Annotated in this window: 15 protein-coding genes; 6 read left to right on the forward strand and 9 right to left on the reverse strand. The window is 74.4% G+C overall.

The features are described 5' to 3' along the window. Positions 1-76 precede the first annotated feature (76 nt). Both FFT21_RS23375 and FFT21_RS23380 read right to left on the reverse strand, forming a co-directional pair. Complete coding sequence (locus FFT21_RS23375; protein WP_225978676.1) at positions 77-1,471, reverse strand: GntT/GntP/DsdX family permease; 1,395 nt, start codon at positions 1,469-1,471, stop codon at positions 77-79. After that, positions 1,468-1,959: a gluconokinase gene (locus tag FFT21_RS23380; protein ID WP_225978684.1), complete on the reverse strand. Its 492-nt coding sequence runs from the start codon at positions 1,957-1,959 to the stop codon at positions 1,468-1,470. Before FFT21_RS23380 ends, FFT21_RS23375 begins: the two co-directional genes overlap by 4 nt. Before the next feature lie 133 nt (positions 1,960-2,092). Between FFT21_RS23380 and FFT21_RS23385 the strand changes: the two genes are divergently transcribed. Beyond that, complete coding sequence (locus tag FFT21_RS23385) at positions 2,093-2,788, forward strand: FadR/GntR family transcriptional regulator (protein WP_137816087.1); 696 nt, start codon at positions 2,093-2,095, stop codon at positions 2,786-2,788. Position 2,789: 1 nt separating this feature from the next. Here FFT21_RS23385 and FFT21_RS23390 read toward each other — a convergent pair whose 3' ends face one another. Continuing rightward, positions 2,790-4,199 (reverse strand): M14 family zinc carboxypeptidase, encoded by a 1,410-nt coding sequence (locus FFT21_RS23390; RefSeq protein WP_225978677.1) that lies wholly within the window; start codon positions 4,197-4,199, stop codon positions 2,790-2,792. 259 nt (positions 4,200-4,458) lie between these two features. On the opposite strand from FFT21_RS23390, the gene FFT21_RS23395 reads away from it, so the two are divergent. Further along, positions 4,459-5,484 (forward strand): hypothetical protein, encoded by a 1,026-nt coding sequence (locus FFT21_RS23395; RefSeq protein WP_225978678.1) that lies wholly within the window; start codon positions 4,459-4,461, stop codon positions 5,482-5,484. A gap of 64 nt (positions 5,485-5,548) precedes the next feature. Here the strand turns inward: FFT21_RS23395 and FFT21_RS23400 are convergent, their stop codons facing one another. The 3 genes from FFT21_RS23400 to FFT21_RS23410 all read right to left on the reverse strand — a co-directional run bounded on the left by FFT21_RS23400 (position 5,549) and on the right by FFT21_RS23410 (position 12,673). Continuing rightward, a complete protein-coding gene (locus tag FFT21_RS23400) occupies positions 5,549-9,691 on the reverse strand; it encodes a TIGR02680 family protein (RefSeq protein WP_225978679.1) in 4,143 nt (1,380 codons plus the stop codon). Continuing rightward, positions 9,688-10,971 (reverse strand): TIGR02678 family protein, encoded by a 1,284-nt coding sequence (locus FFT21_RS23405; RefSeq protein WP_137816088.1) that lies wholly within the window; start codon positions 10,969-10,971, stop codon positions 9,688-9,690. The genes FFT21_RS23400 and FFT21_RS23405 overlap by 4 nt, the downstream gene beginning before the upstream one ends. Before the next feature lie 148 nt (positions 10,972-11,119). Then, positions 11,120-12,673 carry a DUF2397 domain-containing protein gene (locus FFT21_RS23410; RefSeq protein ID WP_137816089.1) on the reverse strand — a complete coding sequence of 518 codons (1,554 nt, stop codon included), beginning with the start codon at positions 12,671-12,673 and terminating at the stop codon, positions 11,120-11,122. A 129-nt stretch (positions 12,674-12,802) separates the two neighbouring features. Here FFT21_RS23410 and FFT21_RS23415 point away from each other — a divergent pair, with 129 nt between their 5' ends. Beyond that, complete coding sequence (locus FFT21_RS23415) at positions 12,803-13,753, forward strand: cobalamin biosynthesis protein (protein ID WP_137816090.1); 951 nt, start codon at positions 12,803-12,805, stop codon at positions 13,751-13,753. Between the two features lie 4 nt (positions 13,754-13,757). Here FFT21_RS23415 and FFT21_RS23420 read toward each other — a convergent pair whose 3' ends face one another. The 3 genes from FFT21_RS23420 to FFT21_RS23430 form a co-directional block, all read right to left on the reverse strand. Continuing rightward, positions 13,758-14,621: an SURF1 family cytochrome oxidase biogenesis protein gene (locus FFT21_RS23420; RefSeq protein WP_137816091.1), complete on the reverse strand. Its 864-nt coding sequence runs from the start codon at positions 14,619-14,621 to the stop codon at positions 13,758-13,760. A 156-nt stretch (positions 14,622-14,777) separates the two neighbouring features. Then, complete coding sequence (locus tag FFT21_RS23425; protein ID WP_137816092.1) at positions 14,778-15,647, reverse strand: fructosamine kinase family protein; 870 nt, start codon at positions 15,645-15,647, stop codon at positions 14,778-14,780. Continuing rightward, on the reverse strand, positions 15,644-16,102 hold the full coding sequence (locus FFT21_RS23430; protein WP_137816093.1) for a low molecular weight protein-tyrosine-phosphatase: 459 nt from the start codon (positions 16,100-16,102) through the stop codon (positions 15,644-15,646). The genes FFT21_RS23425 and FFT21_RS23430 overlap by 4 nt, the downstream gene beginning before the upstream one ends. A gap of 91 nt (positions 16,103-16,193) precedes the next feature. Between FFT21_RS23430 and cobC the strand changes: the two genes are divergently transcribed. The 3 genes from cobC to FFT21_RS23445 are packed head-to-tail and all read left to right on the forward strand — an operon-like array spanning position 16,194 to position 18,864. Continuing rightward, on the forward strand, positions 16,194-17,273 hold the full coding sequence (gene cobC, locus FFT21_RS23435; RefSeq protein ID WP_137816094.1) for an Rv2231c family histidinol phosphate aminotransferase CobC: 1,080 nt from the start codon (positions 16,194-16,196) through the stop codon (positions 17,271-17,273). Continuing rightward, positions 17,270-18,130: a Nif3-like dinuclear metal center hexameric protein gene (locus FFT21_RS23440; protein WP_137816095.1), complete on the forward strand. Its 861-nt coding sequence runs from the start codon at positions 17,270-17,272 to the stop codon at positions 18,128-18,130. Before cobC ends, FFT21_RS23440 begins: the two co-directional genes overlap by 4 nt. After that, positions 18,127-18,864 (forward strand): zinc ribbon domain-containing protein, encoded by a 738-nt coding sequence (locus FFT21_RS23445; protein ID WP_137816096.1) that lies wholly within the window; start codon positions 18,127-18,129, stop codon positions 18,862-18,864. The genes FFT21_RS23440 and FFT21_RS23445 overlap by 4 nt, the downstream gene beginning before the upstream one ends. The last annotated feature ends 8 nt before the right edge of the window (positions 18,865-18,872 follow it).

Here is an 18,872-nt window from a genome sequence, read left to right on the forward strand (position 1 = left end):
CACGCATTCAGCGGGCTCAACGGGCGTTCGGGTGTCTCCGAAATCCCCGTTGAGCCTGCTGAACGGCAGGGAAGGCTCACAGCACGAGGCCGAGCAGCAGCACGCAGACGAGGGAGACGACAGAGATCACCGTCTCCATGATCGACCAGCTCTTGATCGTCTGGCCGACACTCATCCCGAAGTACTCCTTGACCATCCAGAAGCCGGCGTCGTTGACATGCGAGAAGAACAGCGAGCCGGCGCCGACGGCCAGCACGAGCAGCGCCGCGTGGGTCGGGCTGAGCCCGGCGGCCAGCGGGGCCACGATGCCGGACGCGGACACCGTGGCCACCGTCGCCGAGCCGGTGGCCACCCGGATCGCCACCGCGACCAGCCAGCCCAGCAGCAGCGGCGAGAAGTGCGCGCCGTGGGCCAGGCCGACGATCACGTTGCCGATCCCGGCGTCCACCAGGACCTGCTTGAACCCGCCGCCGGCGGCGACGATGAGCAGGATGCCGGCGATCGGCGGCAGCGAGGCGGCGATCGACGAGGACAGCTTGCCCCGGTCGAAGCCGGCCGCCCGGCCCAGCGTGAACATCGCCACGATCACCGCGATGAGCAGCGCCATCAGCGGCGCGCCGACGAAGTCCAGCACCTGCCGGACCGCGCTGCTCTTGCCGAGTGCGATGTCGGCGATCGCCTTGCCGAGCATCAGCAGCACCGGCAGCAGCACGGTGATCACCGTGACCGCGAAGTTCGGCCGCCGCTCGGTGTTCTCCGTCCGCCACTCCGCCATCAGGTTCTCCGGCGGTTCGGCGTGCACCCAGCGCGCGGCCACGCGGCCGAACAGCGGGCCGGAGATGATCACGGTCGGGATCGCGACGACCAGGCCGAGGGCGAGCGTGATGCCGAGGTCGGCCTTGAGCGAGCTGATCGCGACCAGCGGTCCCGGGTGCGGCGGCACCAGGCCGTGCAGCACGGACAGGCCGGCCAGCGCCGGAATGCCGACCAGCATCAGCGGCTGCCGCGAGCGCCGCGCCACCAGCAGGATCACCGGGATCAGCAGCACCAGGCCGACCTCGAAGAACATCGGCAGGCCGATCAGCGCGGCGATCAGCGCCATCGCCCAGGGCAGCAGGCGGGTGCCGGATCGGCCCAGGATGGTGTCCACGATCTGGTCCGCGCCGCCGGAGTCGGCGAGCAGTTGGGCCAGCATCGAGCCGAGCGCGATCAGCGCTCCGACGCTCGCCGCGGTCGTGCCCAGACCGCTGGAGAAGCTGTCCACCAGCTTGGTCAGCGGCATCCCGCCGACCAGGCCGAGCACCAGGGAACCCAGCAGCAGCGCGAGGAACGCGTGCACCTTGAACTGGGTGATCAGCACGACGATCACGGCGATGCCGAGCAGGCCAGCCACGACCAGCCGGGTGTCGTGCCCGGTCCACGCTCCCGCGGTGCTGGCCGCGGCCAGCGTGCCGGCCGAAAGCAGAGTCACCGCAGCGCTCCTTCCCTCGGGCCGCACAGCGCGGCCCATGCCGTCTCGACGATGTCCATCGGGGCCAGCGCGGCGTCCACCACCAGACCGGGCTCGTCCGGTTGAAGCGGTTCCAGGGTGGCGAACTGGGAGTCGACCAGCGCGGCCGGCATGAAGTGGTCCTCGCGGGCGCCCACCCGCGAGGCGATCAGCGCACGGTCCCCGGCGAGATGCAGGAACCACGCGGGGGTCGCGGCGCGGAGCCGGTCCCGGTACCCGCGCCGCAGCGCCGAGCAGGTCACCACGCCGCCCACGCCGGCGTGCGCGGACATCCAGCCGGCGATGGCGGCCAACCAGGGCACCCGGTCCGCGTCGGACAGCGGCCGGCCGGCCGCCATCTTGGCGATGTTGGCCGCCGGGTGGAAGTCGTCGGCCTCGGCATAGGCGACGCCGAGCCGTTTGGCGAGTAACCGGCCGACCGTGGTCTTACCGGACCCCGCGACACCCATCACGACCGCGATCTGCGCTCCTGACACGCCCCACCTCCTCGTGGCGGCGGTCACTATAGGGTGAATAGGTACTACCTTTTCAAGGGGTCGTCCCTGAAAGGTACGAAGTACGCTCGCCGAGGGGGGAGTGACCATGACGGCTCAGGGCCTGTACGGCAGAGTGCTGGCCACGCTGGGACCCGAGATCGCCTCGGGCGAGCACGCCAGCGGCACGGTGCTGCGCATCGAGGCGCTGGAGGAGCGCTTCGGCGTGTCCCGCACCGTGATCCGCGAGGCGGTCCGGGTGCTGGAGTCGATGCGGCTGGTCGTCAGCCGTCGCCGGGTCGGCGTCACCGTGCGGCCGAAGACCGAGTGGAACCTCTACGACCCGCTGGTGATCCGGTGGCGGCTCGCCGGCCCGGACCGGCCCAACCAGCTCCGGTCACTCACCGAACTGCGGCTGGCGGTGGAGCCGGTGGCCGCCGCCTTCGCCGCGCAGCGGGCCACCCCGGACCAGTGCGGTGAGCTGACCGGGCTCGCCATCCAACTCGCGGCCACCGCGCGCGCCCGCGACCTGGAGGCGTTCCTCGGCCACGACATCGCCTTCCACCGGCTCGTGCTGGAGGCGTCCGGCAACGAGATGTATGCGCGGCTCGCCGATGTCGTGGCCGAGGTGCTCGCCGGCCGGACCCACCACCACCTCATGCCCGCCGAACCGGCCCCGACCGCCGTCCGGCTGCACGCCCAGGTGGCCGAGGCGGTGCAGTGCGGTGACGCGCGGCGCGCCGAGGAGTGCATGCGGGAGATCGTCACCGGGGCCGGCGCGGAGATGCGTGCGCTCCTGGAGTAGCTCAGCTCGTGCGGTAGGGGGCGGCTGCGTGCTGCGCGGCATAGCGCAACGCGGCGTTCATCTTCGGCCAGAAGAAGCTGGCCTGGCACGAGTACGGCGGCAGGAAGCCGTCGCAGCCACGGCCCTCGTTGTCGCCCACCTCGATGGTGAAGCTGGCCACGCCGAGCTTGTCGTAGGTCCAGTCGTCGGTGCCCCCGGAGGCGTTGTAGAGGATCTCGCCGGCCTGCCCGTACCGGTAGCCGGTGATCTGCCCCATCTGCTTCGCCAGGGCGCGCAGCGCGGCGTCGTTGCCGGTGTGCACCCTGGCGTTGTACTCCCACGGGAACAGCACCATGCTGGCGTCGCTGTGCAGGGTGATCATCATTCCCCTGGTGTCCGCGGGCGCGGCCGCGGCGTCACCGGAGCCGCGCACCGCGGGGTAGAGGTCGCGGAACAGTTGCTCCAGCGCGGTGTTCTCCACCTCGGAGTCGGCTTGCGGGCCGTCGTAGACCTCGTTGCACGGGTTGTGCGAGATGCCGGTGGTGTCCCAGTGCGTGCCGGCGTTGCGGTTGAGGTCCACGCCGATCTGGCCGGTGAGCGAGCAGTTCCTGCCGTTGCCGTCGTCGGCGTTCTTGCGTTGCAGGTTCGGCGAGTCGCCGCCCTGCTGCACGATGTCCACGCCGTCCGGGTTGGCGATCGGCACCACCCACAGTTCGGTGGAGTTCACCAGCGAGGTGATCGCGCTGTCGCTGCCGTACCTGCCGACCAACTCGTCGATCCACCGCCAGGCCACGTCGCCCGTGGTGATCTCGCGGGCGTGGATCTGCGCCATCAGGAAGAACCGCGGCCGGGTCGAGTTCGGGTTGCGCCGGCAGGCGCCGTCGCCCTGCTTGCTGATGCAGATGGCCCTGAGGTCGTAGCCGCCGGAGACGCCGTGCTGCTTGCGCCAGGACTGGCCGTAGGTGACCACCGTGGCGAGGTCCCTGTGCTGTGCCGCCACCTGGTCGAGGTGGGCGTACTGCGCGTTGACCGTGTGGTAGCCGCCGTAGTAGGTCTCGTTGACGTCGCCGGCGCGCTGGACGGTGTTGTCCGCCCGCCGCGCCGGGGGAGTCCACTTCGGACTCGGCAGCGCCCTGTCGACCGTGGCGGTGAAGCCGGCCTGGCGGAGCCGGTCGCCGGCCGCGGCGTCGCCGAGCACGAACAGGTCGTCGCCCTGCCGCTGCTCGAGCACGTCGAAGCCGTAGCCGACGAGGGTGTCCGCCTGCGGCGCGGCGTGCGCCACCCGGTAGACGAACAGCGGAGCGTTCAGCCGCGTGGACGCGGCGGTCACCGCCGGCCGCACGCCGGCCTGCGGCACCAACAGGAAGGCCGTCGCCGCCAGCGTGGCCGCGACGAGTGCGGTGATCGGTCCGGGTAAGCGCATCCTGGCCATGGCGTTCCTCCCGCAGGGTAAGAGGATCACCTCGAAGCTAGACCGATCGTCACCGTGCGGTAACCCGCCGTCAGTCGGGTTGTTCGGTGCGGTTGGTAGTGGCGAGCCGCCACCGCAACCGCTGGTCAGAGCGCGGCTTGGTGCCGGTTCGATCACCATCGTTCACGTGCTGGTCGCCTTGCCGTCAGGCGGTGCTGACAGTCTCGGCGCGCTGTCGCTTGCGCGGTTGGCCGGGCGGACGGAGAGAAGGAGCATCATCGTGCGGAGATGGCATCGCGCGGCACTGGCCGCGGCCGCGGTCGGCGTCCTGACCACCACCGTCGTGGCGTCGGGACAGGCATCGGCCTCGGCGCCCGCCACCGATGACGCCTACACCTTCGCGGTCATCGGCGACATCCCGTACGGCGACGCCGAGATCGCCAACTTCCCGAAGGTCGTCGCCCAGATCAACACCGATCCGGCGGTCCAGTGGGTCGACCACCTCGGCGACATCAAGAACGGCTCCTCGCTCTGCAGCGACGAGTACTTCCAGATGATCAGGGCGGACTTCGACGGGTTCACCGATCCGCTCGTCTACACCGTCGGCGACAACGAATGGACCGACTGCCACCGCCCCAACAACGGCGGCTACAACCCGCTGGAACGGCTGGCCAAGATCCGCCAGGTGTTCTTCCCCCAGCCCGGATACACACTCGGTCAGCACCCGGCCCGCGTGCTCTCCCAGGCCGACCAGGGCATCCCCGAGGACGTCCGCTGGGAGCGCGCCAACGTCGCGTTCGCCGCGCTGCACATCGTCGGCAGCAACGACAGCCTGGCCCCGTGGACCGGTCAAACCGCACCGACCCCGGAGCAGACCGCCGAGGTTCTCGCCCGCACCGCCGCCGTGCTCCAGGAGATCCACGACACCTTCGCCGACGCCCGCGCACACCACAACCGGGCCGTCACGCTGCTGACGCAGGCCGACATGTTCGACCCGACCGTCGCCAACCCGACGTTCACCGACTACTACGGCTTCCAGCCGATCGTGACCGCGATCGCCCGGGAGGCCAACGCCTTCAACGGCCCGGTGTACCTGTTCAACGGCGACAGCCACGTCTACAACAGCGACAACCCGCTGGCCGCAGGTTCGAAGTGGCTGCCCTTCTACGGCGTCGGCAACCCGGTACCCAACCTGTCGCGGATCACCGTCGACGGTTCCAGCAACGCGAACAACTACCTGAGGGTCACCGTGCACCAGCGCGGCCCGCAGGTGCTGACCTGGACCCGCGTCCCGTTCACCTCCTAAAGCCGCCCCCGGCCGAACGCCGGCGTGGTGCCGGCCGCGGACCCGGCGGCCGGCACCACACCGGTCACGGGTCGTCGCGGGCGAGGGCGGCGCCGTCCCAGGTGGTGTGGGTGCACGCGACACCGCGGCCGGACTTCGGGCGTAGCACGTCGTAGATGTGCATGCGGGGGATCTTCGACGACACGCCCCAGCCGCTGGGCCAGGTGATGATCCAGTCCATGTCCAGCTCGACCAGCAGGCCGAGCATGCGCGCCACGGTCGGATCGTCGAGCCGTTCGAACGCCTCGTCCAGCAGCACCAGCCGCAGCGGGTCGACGCCCTCCGAGCCGGTGCCGACCGCGTCGTAGAACGAGGCCGCCGCCGCGAACAGCGTCACGTAGGAGACCAGCCGCGTCTCCCCGGAGGAGAGCTGCCGCAGCCGGCGCACCCGCGGCTTGCCGTCCGGGCCGGTGTCCCGCACCCGCACGGTGAACGTGTGCCACGCGCGGTAGTCCAGCGCGCGGGCCAGGATCTCCGGATAGCTGGCCGAGTTGGCGTCCCGCTCGGCCTCGATCCGCTCGGTGAACGCGCGGCGCAGCGTGGCGTCCTGCTCCGCGGTCCGGTCCGCGAACGGCATCCGCACCAGGGTGAGCGCCTCGCGGGTCTGCTCGTCCAGCGCCGCCGACGGCTCCCACTCCAACTGCACGTGCACGCCCTGGCTGGACCGGGCGTGGTCGAGCACGCCGTTCATCCGCCGGCAAAGGTCCTCGGCGACGGCGATCTGCGCGCGCAGCCGCTCGGCGAGGTCGCGGATCAGGTAGTCGGCGAACACCCGCTGGTACTGCTCGTTGAGGTAGCCGCGCTGGGTGGCCAGCCGCTCGGACACCCTGCGGGCCGTCTCGGCCACCGGGCGCGGGCCCTCCTCCCCGGTCACCAGCACGGTCAGCAGCCCGGCGTGCCGCTCGGCGGAGATGTCGTGGCTGCCGGACAGCGAGGTCTGCAACGCCTGCAGCCTGCCCAGCACGGTGCTCTCCGAGGCGCCGTTCCTGCTCCCCGCGGCCCGCACCGCGGCCCGCGCCGCGGCCAGGTCGTCGGAGTCCACTTCGGACTCCGGCAGGGCGGCGGCCAGCACGCCCGGCGCCGCGACCGCGGCACGGAACGCCTCGGTCGCCTCGCGCGCCGCGGTCTCCCGCTCCGCGAGCTGAGCGTTCCTCGTCTCCAGCAGGGTTTCCAGCTTCACCGCCTGCTCGCGCCGTTCGGTCACCCGCTCCCGCGCGGCCCGCAACTCGTCGCGCAGCCGCCGGCGGTCCTGTTCCAACCCGGCCAGCTGCTCGGCGATCTGCTGCGCCTCCCCGCCCACCGCCGCGGTCAACTGCTCCAGCCGCGCGGCCCGATCCGCGTACTCGGCGCACCGCTCGCCAGCCGTCCGCTCCGCGTCCTCGCGGTCCGCCACCGCGGCGTGGTACCGGTGCACCGCGTCGACGAGGTCCTCGACGGTGCCCCGGCACCGCTGCCGCAGCGCCTCGCCCAGCGCGGCGGCGTCCCGCTCCACCTCGGCGGCGGCCTGCTCGGCCACCCGCAACGCGTCGACCTCGGCCGGCAGCCCGGCCGCGGCGGCGTCGCGCACCAGTTCGGCGTGCCGGGCCTGCCAGCGCCGCTCCGCCTCGTCGTGCCGCTCGCGCAGCTCGGCCACCCGCCGCCGGGCGCGCTCCGCGGCCTCCTCGGTGCCAGCCACCCTGGCGTGCGCGGCGATCGGCTCCTCGTCGTCCGGGTAGCACTCGACGTGCCGCTCCCAGGCCACCAGCAGTTCCCGGGTCGCCGCCAGCTCCTCCTCCGCGCCGGCGAGGTCGCCGCGCAGGTCCGCCAGGCCCTGCTCCAGCTCGGCGATCCGGCGCTGCCGGGCGGCTTCGCGCGCGCCGGCGCCGACGAACTCGGCGGACTCCTTGCGCCACGCGCCGGCGAGCGTGCCGGCCCGCCAGCGGCCCCGGACGGACACCGCCATGCCGCCGCCCGCCGCGTGCGGTTCGTCGGCCAGGGCCACGGACGCGAGCAGGTCGGCCACCACGGCCGCGGGCACCGGGCAACCCGGTTCCGGGGCCGGAACCAGCGCGTCGGCCAGTGACGAGTCGTGCCCGGACCCGGCGGCCGGAACGGCCAGCACGTCGGCCAGGTCCGGGTCGGCGACCCGACCCTCCCGGGTTACCCACGCGTCCAGCAGCCCGCTGGCCTGCAGCGCTGCCTCCAGCCCGGCGCGTTCCGCGTCGCCGAGCGCGGGCGCGAAGTCGACCAGCCGGTAGAACGGCGCACCATCCGCGTGGTCCCGCTCGGCCGACCCGTACGGGTGCCGCGACGGGACGCTCTGCGCGCCGGAGCGCAGCGCGGCCAGTTCGGCGTCTCGGTCGCCGATCAACCCGGCCAGCTCGGTGCGCCGACGCTGCGCGGCCTGCGCCACCTCCCGCACCGCCTGCACATGCGGCACCGCCCACTGCCGGGTCACCTGGGCCGCGGTGCGCGCGGCGGACCGGTCGGCGACCAGCTCCTCGACCGTCGGCGGCTCGGGTGGCTGCGGCGCCTCCGGCTGGGCCAGCGGGCCGGTGCCGTTCCACTCCTGCACCCGGTCGATCCACGTCTCGGCCACCGCGTGCAGGTCCTGCACCGCCTGGTTGCGAAGGCCCGCCGCCTCGGTCGCGTCGAACTGGGCCTGCCGCACGGCCCGCCGCAGCTCCTCGACGTCGTGCCGCTCGTGCTCGGCCTCCGTGGCGCGCTGGTGCAACGCCAGCAGGAGCGCCCGCCGCCGCCGCGCCTCGTGACCGGCCGCACCGGCGCGCTCGGCCGCCTCATCCAGGATGGCCAGCAGGGTGTCGGTGTCCACGGTGGGCGGCAGCCGGCGCTCGATGGTCAGCGGCTCGGCCTCCGGATCGGGCTTGGCGTGTACCCGGTCGACCACCGTGCTCGGCTCCCCGCCGGGTGCGTCCGGCAGGGCGGGAACCAGCCCCGTGTCCAACCCGGCGGCCCGCAGCGCCGCCCGCAGCGGTTCGGCGAGCCCGCGCGCCGCGCCGAGGTCGTCGTCCAGCCGGCGCAGCGGCCGCAGCACGCCGTCCACCGCGGCGTCCTCGGCGGCGCGCTGCTTGCTGGCCACCTCCAGCGCGGCGGTGGCCGCCGAGCGAGCCGCGGCCACCAGGCGTTCCCGGTCCTGCAGGTCCTGCAGCCCGCGGTAGGCCGGCAGCTCCTTGAGCGCCTCGATGCGCGCCTCGACGCGCTGCTCCTCGGCTTCTCGCTCGGCCACCGCGTGCTGGGCCTCGGCACGCTGGGCGGTGGCCGACTCCAGCCGGCCGGCCAGCTTCCTGGCCTCCTCCCGGCCCTTGCGCAGCGCGTCCTCGGCGGCCGCCGCCTTCTCGGCCGCGGTGCGCAGCCCGGCCAGGGCGTAGTCGGTGTAGCTGGCGAGGAAGGTGCCCAGCGCGCGGTCGGCGGTGCGCAGCCGGGAGATGTTCTCCCGGATCGACTCCAGGTCGTCGAAGGAGGTGGCGAGCTGCTCGACCAGCGAGGTGTCCAGCGGAGGCAGCGCGTCGGACAGGATCTGCTCGAGCTGGCCCTCCAGCACCTTCAGGCCGACGTCCGGGTTGCGCAGCGTGCGTTGCAGGTGCAGCAGGTCGGCGTAGCGGGCGGTGGGCATCCCGTAGACGATCTCGGCGATCCTGGCCCGGAACACCGGTTCCTCGAGCACGCAGTCCGCGCCGATCGCCTCGCGTAGCTGCACCGGCCCGAAGGGAACCCGGTCCGCACCGACCAGCTGCACGTCCACCCCGATCCGGGACTCGGTGATGAACCGCCACGAGTCGGTGATCTGCTGCGAGGTCTTGGAAGCCTTCACGCCGATGCCGCAGGTCAGGTACTCCTCGCCGGCCGGGCCGTCGCGGTGCAGCTCGATCCAGGCGTAGCCGATCCGGTTCGGGCCGCCGTCGTACTCGTCCAGCATCAGCCGCCGGATGCTGACCGTGTCGAAGCCCTTGGAACCGAGGTGCCGCAGGTCGCCGTCCAGGCACAGCGGCAGCAGCAGCTCCAGGGTGCGGGACTTGCCGGAGCCGTTGGTGCCCTGGAAGATCGCCCGCCCGCCAGAGAAGTCGAAGGTCTGCTCGGCGTACTGCCAGACGTTGACGATGCCGCCGCGGTGCAACCGCCAGCGCGCACCCGGCGTCCGGACGCCGGTGCTCACCCGCTGGTCGGTCACTCGTCCCCCTCCCTGTCGGTGCCTGTCCCGGGCGCCTCGGGACCGTTGCCGTCGAACAAGGACCAGCTCGGCTGCTCGGGGGGTGTGGTCGCCGGCTGCTCCCGCTCCGGCGCGCCGTCCGGCTCCGGCAGCCAGCGGTGCGCCGCCGGGCTGAGCAGCCACCGCCCGTCACCGTCCGGCCGGGCCAGGCGGATTCGCCGCAGCAGCCCGAGCACCTCGCCGACCAGCCGGTCGACGTCCTCGGTGACCTGCCGCGACCACGCCGCCGGGTAGGACTTCACCAGGTCGGCGCACACCCCGCGGACCTCGTTCACGGTCACCGGCACCCGGCCGTCGGCCCGCTCCGGCGCGGAATCCGCGCCGTCCGCGGCATCCTCGGCCCCCTCCAGCAGCCGGGGCAGGGCGAGCAGCGCGATCCTCGCCACCGTACTCGTCCCGGGAAACAGCACGTCGGTGAGGTAGTCCTCGGGGTCGCTGGCCAGTATCCCCTCCAACCGGGTCTCGGTGCGCAGGTTGAAGCAGCGTTCCAGCACCACGGACTCGCGGCGGTGGTTGCGCCGCAGCCAGTCGGCCTGCTCGGCGGGCAGCTCGGCGTGCAGCACCACCGGGTCCTCCACCAGCCGGCGGCGCACCGCATGTGCCACGTCCAGCGGGCCGGGCCGGGCGGCCAGCTCGACCAGCTCGTCCGGGCTGCCGGCCTCGCCCACCGGCCCGGCGAGCAACTGGCCGAGCAGGTCGGTGTCGACGGTGATCAGCGCCTCGGCGGCCGGGCTGGTCACCCCGTCCGCTGCGGTGGCCACGGTGCCCTCGGTCTCGGTGAGTACGCCGATGTGCACGAGGTGGCGCAGCGCGGCGGTGAGCGCGCGCCGGTCCGCGGCGTCGTCCGGAGCCGGCACGCCGGCCTCCACCGCGGCCGCGCGCACGTCGGCCACCAGCCGGGACAGCAGCATCTGCCGGCCGGCGCCGGTCAGCACCGCCATGGTCAGCGCCAGGTAGGCGTACGCGTGCGGGGTGAGGTGCGGCTCGCCACGGGTGTCGTCGGCGCCCGGTCCGGCCTTGTACAGCCGGGCGAACCGCCGCTCCACCACCAGCCGGTAGCCGAGCAGCCGGGCGAACAGCTCCTGCAACGTGACCCGGTGCCGGTACACCAGCGGCAGGAGGTCGCCGTCCGGCCCGCCGGCGCGCAGCAGCGGCCGGCGCAGCAGCACCCGGGCGCAGCGCGCGACGTTGGCCGCGTCGATGTCCGGCAGCTCGTCCAGCAGGTCCAGCACGGCGGTCATGACGCCGCCTCCGCGGGAGCGAGTACGTCGGCGGTCATGATGCCGCCTCCGCGGGAGCGAGTACGTCGGCGGTCATGATGCCGCCTCCGCGGGAGCGAGTACGTCGGCGGTCATGATGCCGCCTCCGCGGGAGCGAGTACGTCGGCGGTCATGACGCCGACACCGCCACGACCGTGTCGTTCAGGGTGAGCGTCCCACCGGTGGAGGCGATCCGCGTGGTGTGGCCGGCGCGGTGCTCGATCAGCACGCGCAGGCCACGCACCGGGTCGGCGGTCACCCCGCCGTCCTCCACCCGTTCCCGCTGCGCCATCGCCATGGTGAGCAGCTCGCATAGCACGCCGAGCGCGTCCGGGGACAGCACGGCCGACTCCAGCCGGCCCGCGGCCGAGGCAAGCTCGGCGACCGCCTCCGCCCGCCGCCGGTCCGCGTGCCGGGCCTCGGCGAGCAGCGACTGCTCGGTGATCGGGTCGTCCACGATCCGCGAGGTGCGGCCGCGGGCGCCCCGGTCACCCCGGCTGCGCACGCTCACCGTCACGTCCGTCACCGGGCCGTCCCGCCACGGGGTGTGCTCGTCGTCCGCGTCGTGCTCCGGAGCCGGCAGCAGGTGCCGCGCCGAGTACAGGCCGAACGCCGCCGCGTACAGCCGGTGCGCCCGCGCCGGGGTGGCCGCGTCGAACCAGCCGGCCAGCTTGAGCAGGTCGGCCCGCCGGCCGGGCAGCGGACCGCCGCCGGCCGTGGCCCGCTTAACACTGGCCAGCAGCGCGCCGATGGCCCGCGCCGTGGCCTCGCGCAGCGCCGTGACCTGGCTGGGCCGGCCCGGACGGTCCACGAACCAGTCCGTCAGCTCCTGCCAGTCCGCCGCCGACCGGCCCCGGGACCGCTCGACCCGCTCGTCCGCCGACTCGCCGGTGAACGCCGGCGCGCCGAGCAGCCGCAGCAGCTCGCTCCGGCTGCGGGCCAGCGTGGCCAGCGTCTCGCCGATCGCCGGGGTGTACCGCAGCACATCCTCCACGACCATCTGGATGTACTCGACCAGCAGGTTGCGGAACCCGGCGATCTCGTCCGGGTCGAGGTGGTGCCGGGTGACCACGTGACCGAGGTAGGCGTAGAAGTCGCGGACGGTGGCGGCCAGCTCGGCGTGCTGCAGGAACAGCGTGGTGACCTGCTCGGCCAGCGCCTCGGTGGCCCGCCGCGCGGAGGCCGGCCCGTGCCGCTCGGCCATCACCGCCTCGGACAGCGTGACGCCGAGCTGGCGCAGCCCCCGCTCGATCGCGGGCAGCAGCTCCCGGGACACCTCCCGGGCGCCCTCCGGCACCCGCAGCAGCTCGTCCACGTCCCGCTGCACTCGCACGGCAAGCTTGCTGACCTGGTACCGCACGCTGCCGTGCTGGAACTCGGTGATGCTCGAGGCCACCACCTCGCGCCGGCCGTGCACCAGGTTGCCCCACTCGACAAGCTGCTTGAGCCGGGCGATGACGTTCTCCACCCGCGACTCGCCCTCGTCGATCCGCCCGTCCCGCTCCGCGGCCGCCAGCGCGCTGGCCACCTCACCGGCGGACAGGTCGGCCAGCAGCGTCGCTGTGAACAGCCGCATGATCTCCAGGTAGGTGCGGTGATGCTCACGCGGCTGGAGGTAGGCGTACAGGTGCAGCCGCCGCTCCGCCGCCCCCTCACGGCCCCTGGCTTGCTGCTCGGACTCCACGAGTCGCCACGATAGCCACGGCCACCGACACTATGGCCGCGCGCTCGGCGCGGGGCCGCCCACGATCGGGTGACACCCAGCCGATAGGGTCCTCGATCCAGCGGGCGATAGCGAAGGGGGATCTCGCGGGTGGGCGTGGCGCGCGCGATCGGTCTGCTGCTCGGCATGGCCGCCGACGGTGCCCTGGGGGACCCCCGGCGCGGGCACCCGGTCGCCGCGTTCGGCCGGCTGGCCGGCCGGGTGGAGCGGGCCCTGTACCGGGATGACCGGCTGGCCGGCGCGGCGCACACCGCGCTGCTCACCGGTGCCGCGGTGCTGCTCGGAGCGGCCGGGCAGCGGTTCGGCCGGCGCGGCCCGGCGCTGGAGGCGGCGACCACCGCGCTGGCCACCTGGGCGGTGCTGGGCGGCACCTCGCTGGCCGGCGAGGGCGTCGCCGTGGGCCGCGCGCTGGACGCCGGCGATCTGGCCGCCGCGCGGGAGCGGCTGCCCGGCCTGTGCGGTCGCGACCCGGACTCCCTGGACACGAACGGCCTGGCCAGGGCGGCGGTGGAGTCCGTGGCGGAGAACACCTCGGACGCGGTGGTGGCGCCGCTGCTGTGGGGTGCGGTGGCCGGGATTCCCGGCTTACTCGGCTACCGCGCGGTCAACACGCTGGACGCGATGATCGGCCACCGGTCCGCCCGCTACCGCCGGTTCGGCTGGGCCGCCGCGCGCCTGGACGACCTGGCCAACCTGGTGCCGTCCCGGGTCGCCGCGCTGATCACCGCCGGGTGCGCCCCGGTGGTCGGCGGGTCGGCGGCGGAGGCGTGGCGGGCGTTCCGGCGGGACGCCGCCGCGCACCCCAGCCCGAACGCGGGCCAGGTGGAGGCGGCGTTCGCCGGCGCGCTGGAGGTGCGGCTCGGCGGCCGGACCGTCTACCCGTACGGCGTGGAGGACCGGCCAGTGCTCGGCGTCGGCCGGATGCCGGATGCCGGCCACGTGACCCGCGCGGTGGAGCTGTCCCGGGTGGTCGGCACGGTGGCCGCGGCCATCGCCGCGCTGCTCGCGCTGGTCTTCGGCCGGCGGCGGGCCCGCCGCTGAGCGGTCAGCCCGTGCGCTGGTGGGCCCGGTCCCGGTCGCGCGCGTCCTCGTCCGCCGCCTGCCGCTCGGCGCGCTCGGCCGCCTCCTCCTCGGCGATCATCTCGGCCACCGACCTGCGCCGGCTCGGCGCCGGATGCTCGGTGAGCACGCCGCCGGGCTGCAGCTCGCGCCAGGTGAAGTAGATCCACGCCAGGATCGCCATGGTGCCGAAGGCGATCCACTGCAGGGCGTAGGAGAAGAACGGGCCGGAGTCGAGCTGCGGCAGCGGCAGCGGGTTGAGCACCCCGGGCTGGTCGGCGAGCAACTCGAAATATCCCGGCCGGATGGCCAGCCCGGCGGCCTGGCCGACGATCGCCGAGTTCACCGCGTACACCTGCCGGTGGCCGTCCCGGTCGAACGCCGGCCGGTTGTCCGGTTCGTCCTGGCGCACCCGGGCGCTCACGGTCACCTCGCCGCCGGGCGGGGCGGCGAACGCCGGGATGCTCACGTCGCCGACCGGGCGCACGTAGCCGCGGTCGAGCAGCACCACCCCGCCGCGCTGGAGCTGGAACGGGGTGAGCACCTCGTACGCCGGCTCGCCCTGCACCGTGCGCAGCCGGGCCAGCGCCTCGCCGGACGGCAGGTAGTGGCCGGTCATGGTCACCGGCCGCCACTCCACCGCCGCCGGCTCGCCCGACCCGCTGACCAGCCGGTCCAGCGGTACCGGCGCGGTCCGCAACGACGAGGACACCGCCGCGTTCTGCGCCACCCGCTCGGCGTTCCTGCGGAACTGCCACGGCGCGAGGATCGTGTAGCAGGCGGCGGCGAACAGCAGCACCGCCAACGTCAGCGCCAGCCACCCGGGCCGCAGCAAGAACCGGAACCGCACGCCACCACGGTAATGCGTGACCGGCGAGACAGGGCGGTCAGCCCAAAGCCGAGCCCCGGCCCCGGCCGCCTGCGCCCAGCGCTGCGCCGGGCCGCCGCGGCCGTCCTGAGTCAGCCCGCGGCAAGGGCTGTGCCGATGCGCCGCGGCCGTCTTGATTCAGCCCGCGGCAAGGGTTTCCCGCGCGGCGGCCACCGCCTGGGCGCCGTACCCGCCGCCGAACAGCACGGTGTGTACCAGCAGCGGGAAGAGTTGGTGCAGCGGAACGCGGGCGTGCCAGCCGTCGGCCAGCGGTGCGGCCTCCTGGTAAGCCGCGAGCACCCGATCCAGATGTGGGCAACCGAACAGCCGCAGCATGGCCAGATCGGTCTCCCGGTGCCCGCCATGGGCGGCCGGGTCCATCAGCCACGCCCGGCCGTCCGCCGCCCAGTGCACATTGCCGTTCCACAGGTCGCCGTGCAGCCGGGCGGGCGGCTCGGCCGGACCGGCCAGCTCTCCGATCCGCGCGCACACCCGCTCGATCACCTCGGCGTCGCCCCGGTGCAGGGTTCCCTCGTCCACCGCGCGGCGCAGGTAGGGCCGGACCCGGTACTCGGCGTACCACTCCGGCCACGCCGGCCCCGGCTCGTTGCGCATCGGCGCCAGGCCGATCCACGCGTCGGCCGGGCCGCCCGGGGGAGCGGCGCCGAACGCGTCCGCGCCGGCGGCGTGCAGCGCGGCCAGTTCTCGGCCCAGCCGCTCCGCCGCCGTGGGACCGGGTCGTCCGCCGGCCACGTACGCGGTGACCAGCCAGGGCCCGTCGTGCCCGAACACGGCGGGCACCGGCACCGCGTCCGCATCGGCGAGCCAGGACAGCGAGGCGGTCTCGGCGGCCGCGGCGCTGGGCTCGGGATGCCGCTTGGCCACCACCCGATCGCCGCCGTCCAGGTCCACCGCGTAGACCACCCCGCCGAGCGGGCGGGCGTTGGTGGCGGGCGCGCCGGTCAGCCGGGCGGCGACGGCAACCGCCTGCTCGTGCGCCGCGGTCACAGCCGTTCCCGCACCCAGTCCAGCAGGCCGGGAACCGCCGCCTCGATCATCTCCAGCACGTCGGTGAACCCGTGGTCGCCGCCGTAGTAGGGGTCGGGCACATCGAGGTCCCCGGTGGCGTCCGGGTCGAACGAGCGGAGCAGCCGCACCCGGTCCGGGTCGCCCACCACCCGCCGCAGCGAGCGCAGGTGTCCCGAGTCCAGCGCGACCAGCAGGTCGGCGTCCAGGTGGTCCGGGCTCACCTGGGCGGCCGTGTGGTCCACCGGGTAGCCGTGGTCGGCGAGCACCTTCGCCGCCCGGTCGTCCGCCGGCTCTCCGACGTGCCACGACCCGACGCCGGCGCTGCTCACCCGCACGCGGTCGCCGAGTCCGGAACGGCGCAGGTTTTCCTCGAACACCGAGGCGGCCATCGGCGAGCGGCAGATGTTTCCGGTGCAGACGAAGCAGACGTGCACGGCGGGCCAGGGTAGGTCGTCCGCCGGCACCCCTGCCACCGCACGCGCCCAAGGTCACCGTGGGCCGCGACGCTGCCTAGACTCGCCTGCGATGGCCGGCCGGGACGGGAACGACGAGCGCGCGCTGCTGCGCCACCACGGAGACGTGGACGCCGCGCCGGGGCTGCTGGACTTCGCGGTGAACGTGCGCCTGACCCGGCCGCCGTCCTGGCTGCGCGACCGGCTGGCCGCCGCGCTGGACCGGCTGGGCGGTTACCCGTCGGCCGCCGAGGACGCCGCGGCCCGCCACGCCGTCGCCGAGCGGCACGGTCGCCGGCCCGAGGACGTGCTGGTGCTGGGGGGCGCCGCGGAGGGGTTCGCGCTGCTGCCGGTGCTCCGCCCCACGCTGGCCGCCGTCGTGCACCCCTCGTTCACCGAGCCGGACGTGGCGCTGGCCGACGCCGGCGTGCCGATACACCGTGTCCAACTCACCGCCGAGGACGGCTACGCGCTCCGGCCCGAACTGGTCCCGGAGGCCGCCGACCTGGTCGTCCTGGGCAACCCGACCAACCCGACCTCGGTGCTGCATCCCGCCGACGCGATCCGCCGGCTGGCCCGGCCCGGCCGGGTGCTCGTGGTGGACGAGGCGTTCGCCGACGCCGTGCCCGGCGAGCCGGAGTCGCTGGCCGGGGCGGCGGACGTGCCCGGGCTGATCGTGCTGCGCAGCCTGACCAAGACCTGGGGGCTGTCGGGGCTGCGCGCCGGCTACGCGCTGGGCGCGCCCGAACTCCTCGCCGCGCTGGCCCGCCACCGTCCACAGTGGCCGGTGAGCACGCTCACCCTGGAGGCGGTGCGCGCGTGCAGCGAACCGGCCGCGGTCGCCGAGGCCGAGCGGGCCGCCACCGAGGCCGCCGAGCACCGGCAGGCGATGACCGCCGCGCTGCTCGGCGTTCCCGGGGTGACCGTGCACCGGCCGGCCGCCGCGCCGTTCCTGCTGCTCCGGGTGCCCGGCGGCGCGCGGCTGCGGGCCGCACTCCGGGAGCGTGGCATCGCGGTGCGCCGAGGCGACACGTTTCCCGGGCTGACCGCGGACCACCTGCGTGTCGCCGTCCGTCCACCCGAGACGTCCGCCATGCTGATCGCGGCGATGCGCGCGGTACTGGCCGGAACCAGCAGCGAGGAGGTCGCTTGACTGTCACCGTCGGTGACGTGGTCGGCGCGCTGGAGCGGGCCTACCCGCCGGAGCTTGCCGAGTCCTGGGACGCGGTCGGCCTGGTCTGCGGCGACCCGGTCGAGCCGGTGCGGCGGGTGCTGGTCTGCGTCGACCCGGTCGACGCCACCGTCACCGAGGCGCTGGACCTCGGCGCGCAGTTGATCGTCGCGCACCACCCGCTGCTTCTGCGCGGCGTGCACGGGGTGCCCGCGGACACCGCCAAGGGGCGGCTGGTGCACCGCCTGGTCCGCGCCGGAGCCGCGCTGTTCTGCGCGCACACCAACGCCGACTCGGCCAACCCCGGGGTGTCCGACGCGCTGGCCGCGGTCCTGGGGCTGGACGTGCTCGGCCCGCTGGTGGCGCGCACCGAGGAGCCCGGCCAGGGGCTCGGCCGGATCGGCCGGCTGCCCGCGTCCGAGCCGTTCGCCGACTTCGTCCGGCGGGTGGCGGCCGCGCTGCCGGCCACCGAGTGGGGCGTGCGCGCGGCCGGCGACGCCGACCGGGCGATCCGGACCGTCGCGGTGTGCGGCGGCGCCGGCGACTCGGCGCTGGACGCCGCCGTGCGGGCCGGCGTGGACGCCTACCTCACCGCCGACCTCCGGCACCACCCGGCCAGCGAGCACTTGGCGCGCGCCGACGTGCCGGGCAACCAGGTGCCGGCCCTGGTGGACGTGGCGCACTGGGCCAGTGAGTGGCCGTGGTGCGAGCAGGCGGCCGGCGTGGTCCGCGCCGCGTTCGGGGGTACGGTCGAGGTCTCCGTCTCCACCCTTCGTACCGACCCGTGGACCCTGCGGGCGTCCGCGACGACCACCGCCTCCGGGAGGGCCACCGAGTGAAAGCCGACCCCACCGTGCAGCGCCGGTTGCTCGACCTTGCCCAGGTCGACGCCGAGTTGGCGCGCGTCGGGCACCGTCGCAGGACGCTGCCCGAGCTGACCGAGGTCACCGAGGCCGAGCGCACCCTGCAGGCCAGACGGGACGCGCTGGTCGCGGTGGAAACCACGCTCGGCGACCTGGACCGGGACATCAGCCGGCAGGAAACGGAGATCGAGCAGGTGCGGGCCAGGGAGGACCGGGACCGCAAGATGCTCGACTCCGGGTCGGTGGCCGCCAAGCAACTCTCCGACCTGCAGCACGAGCTGGGCACTCTGCAGCGCCGGCAGAGCGCGCTGGAGGACGACCTGCTGGAGTTGATGGAGCGGCGCGAGGCACTCGACATGGACCGCCAGCACGCCCGCGCCCAGGCCAGCAAGGCGGAGGAGGCGCTGGCGGACGCGTCCCGGCGGCGTGACGAGGCCCTGGCCGACCTGGAGGCCACCGAGTCGAAGCGCACCGCGGAGCGCGAGGCGATGGTCAAGCAGTTCCCGGCCGACCTGCTCGCCCTCTACGAGCGGGTGCGCGCGCAGCGGGGCATCGGCGCCGCCCTGCTGCGGTCCCGGCGCTGCGAGGCGTGCCGGCTGGAACTGGACCGCCACGCGCTGGTCAAGGTGAAGAACGCGCCGGCGGACGAGGTGGTGCGGTGTGACGAGTGCGGCGCCATCCTCGTTCGGACCGGGGAGTCGGGCCTGTGACCCTCCGG

Source organism: Gandjariella thermophila, assembly GCF_005405885.1.
Classification (GTDB): Bacteria; Actinomycetota; Actinomycetes; order Mycobacteriales; family Pseudonocardiaceae; genus Gandjariella; species Gandjariella thermophila.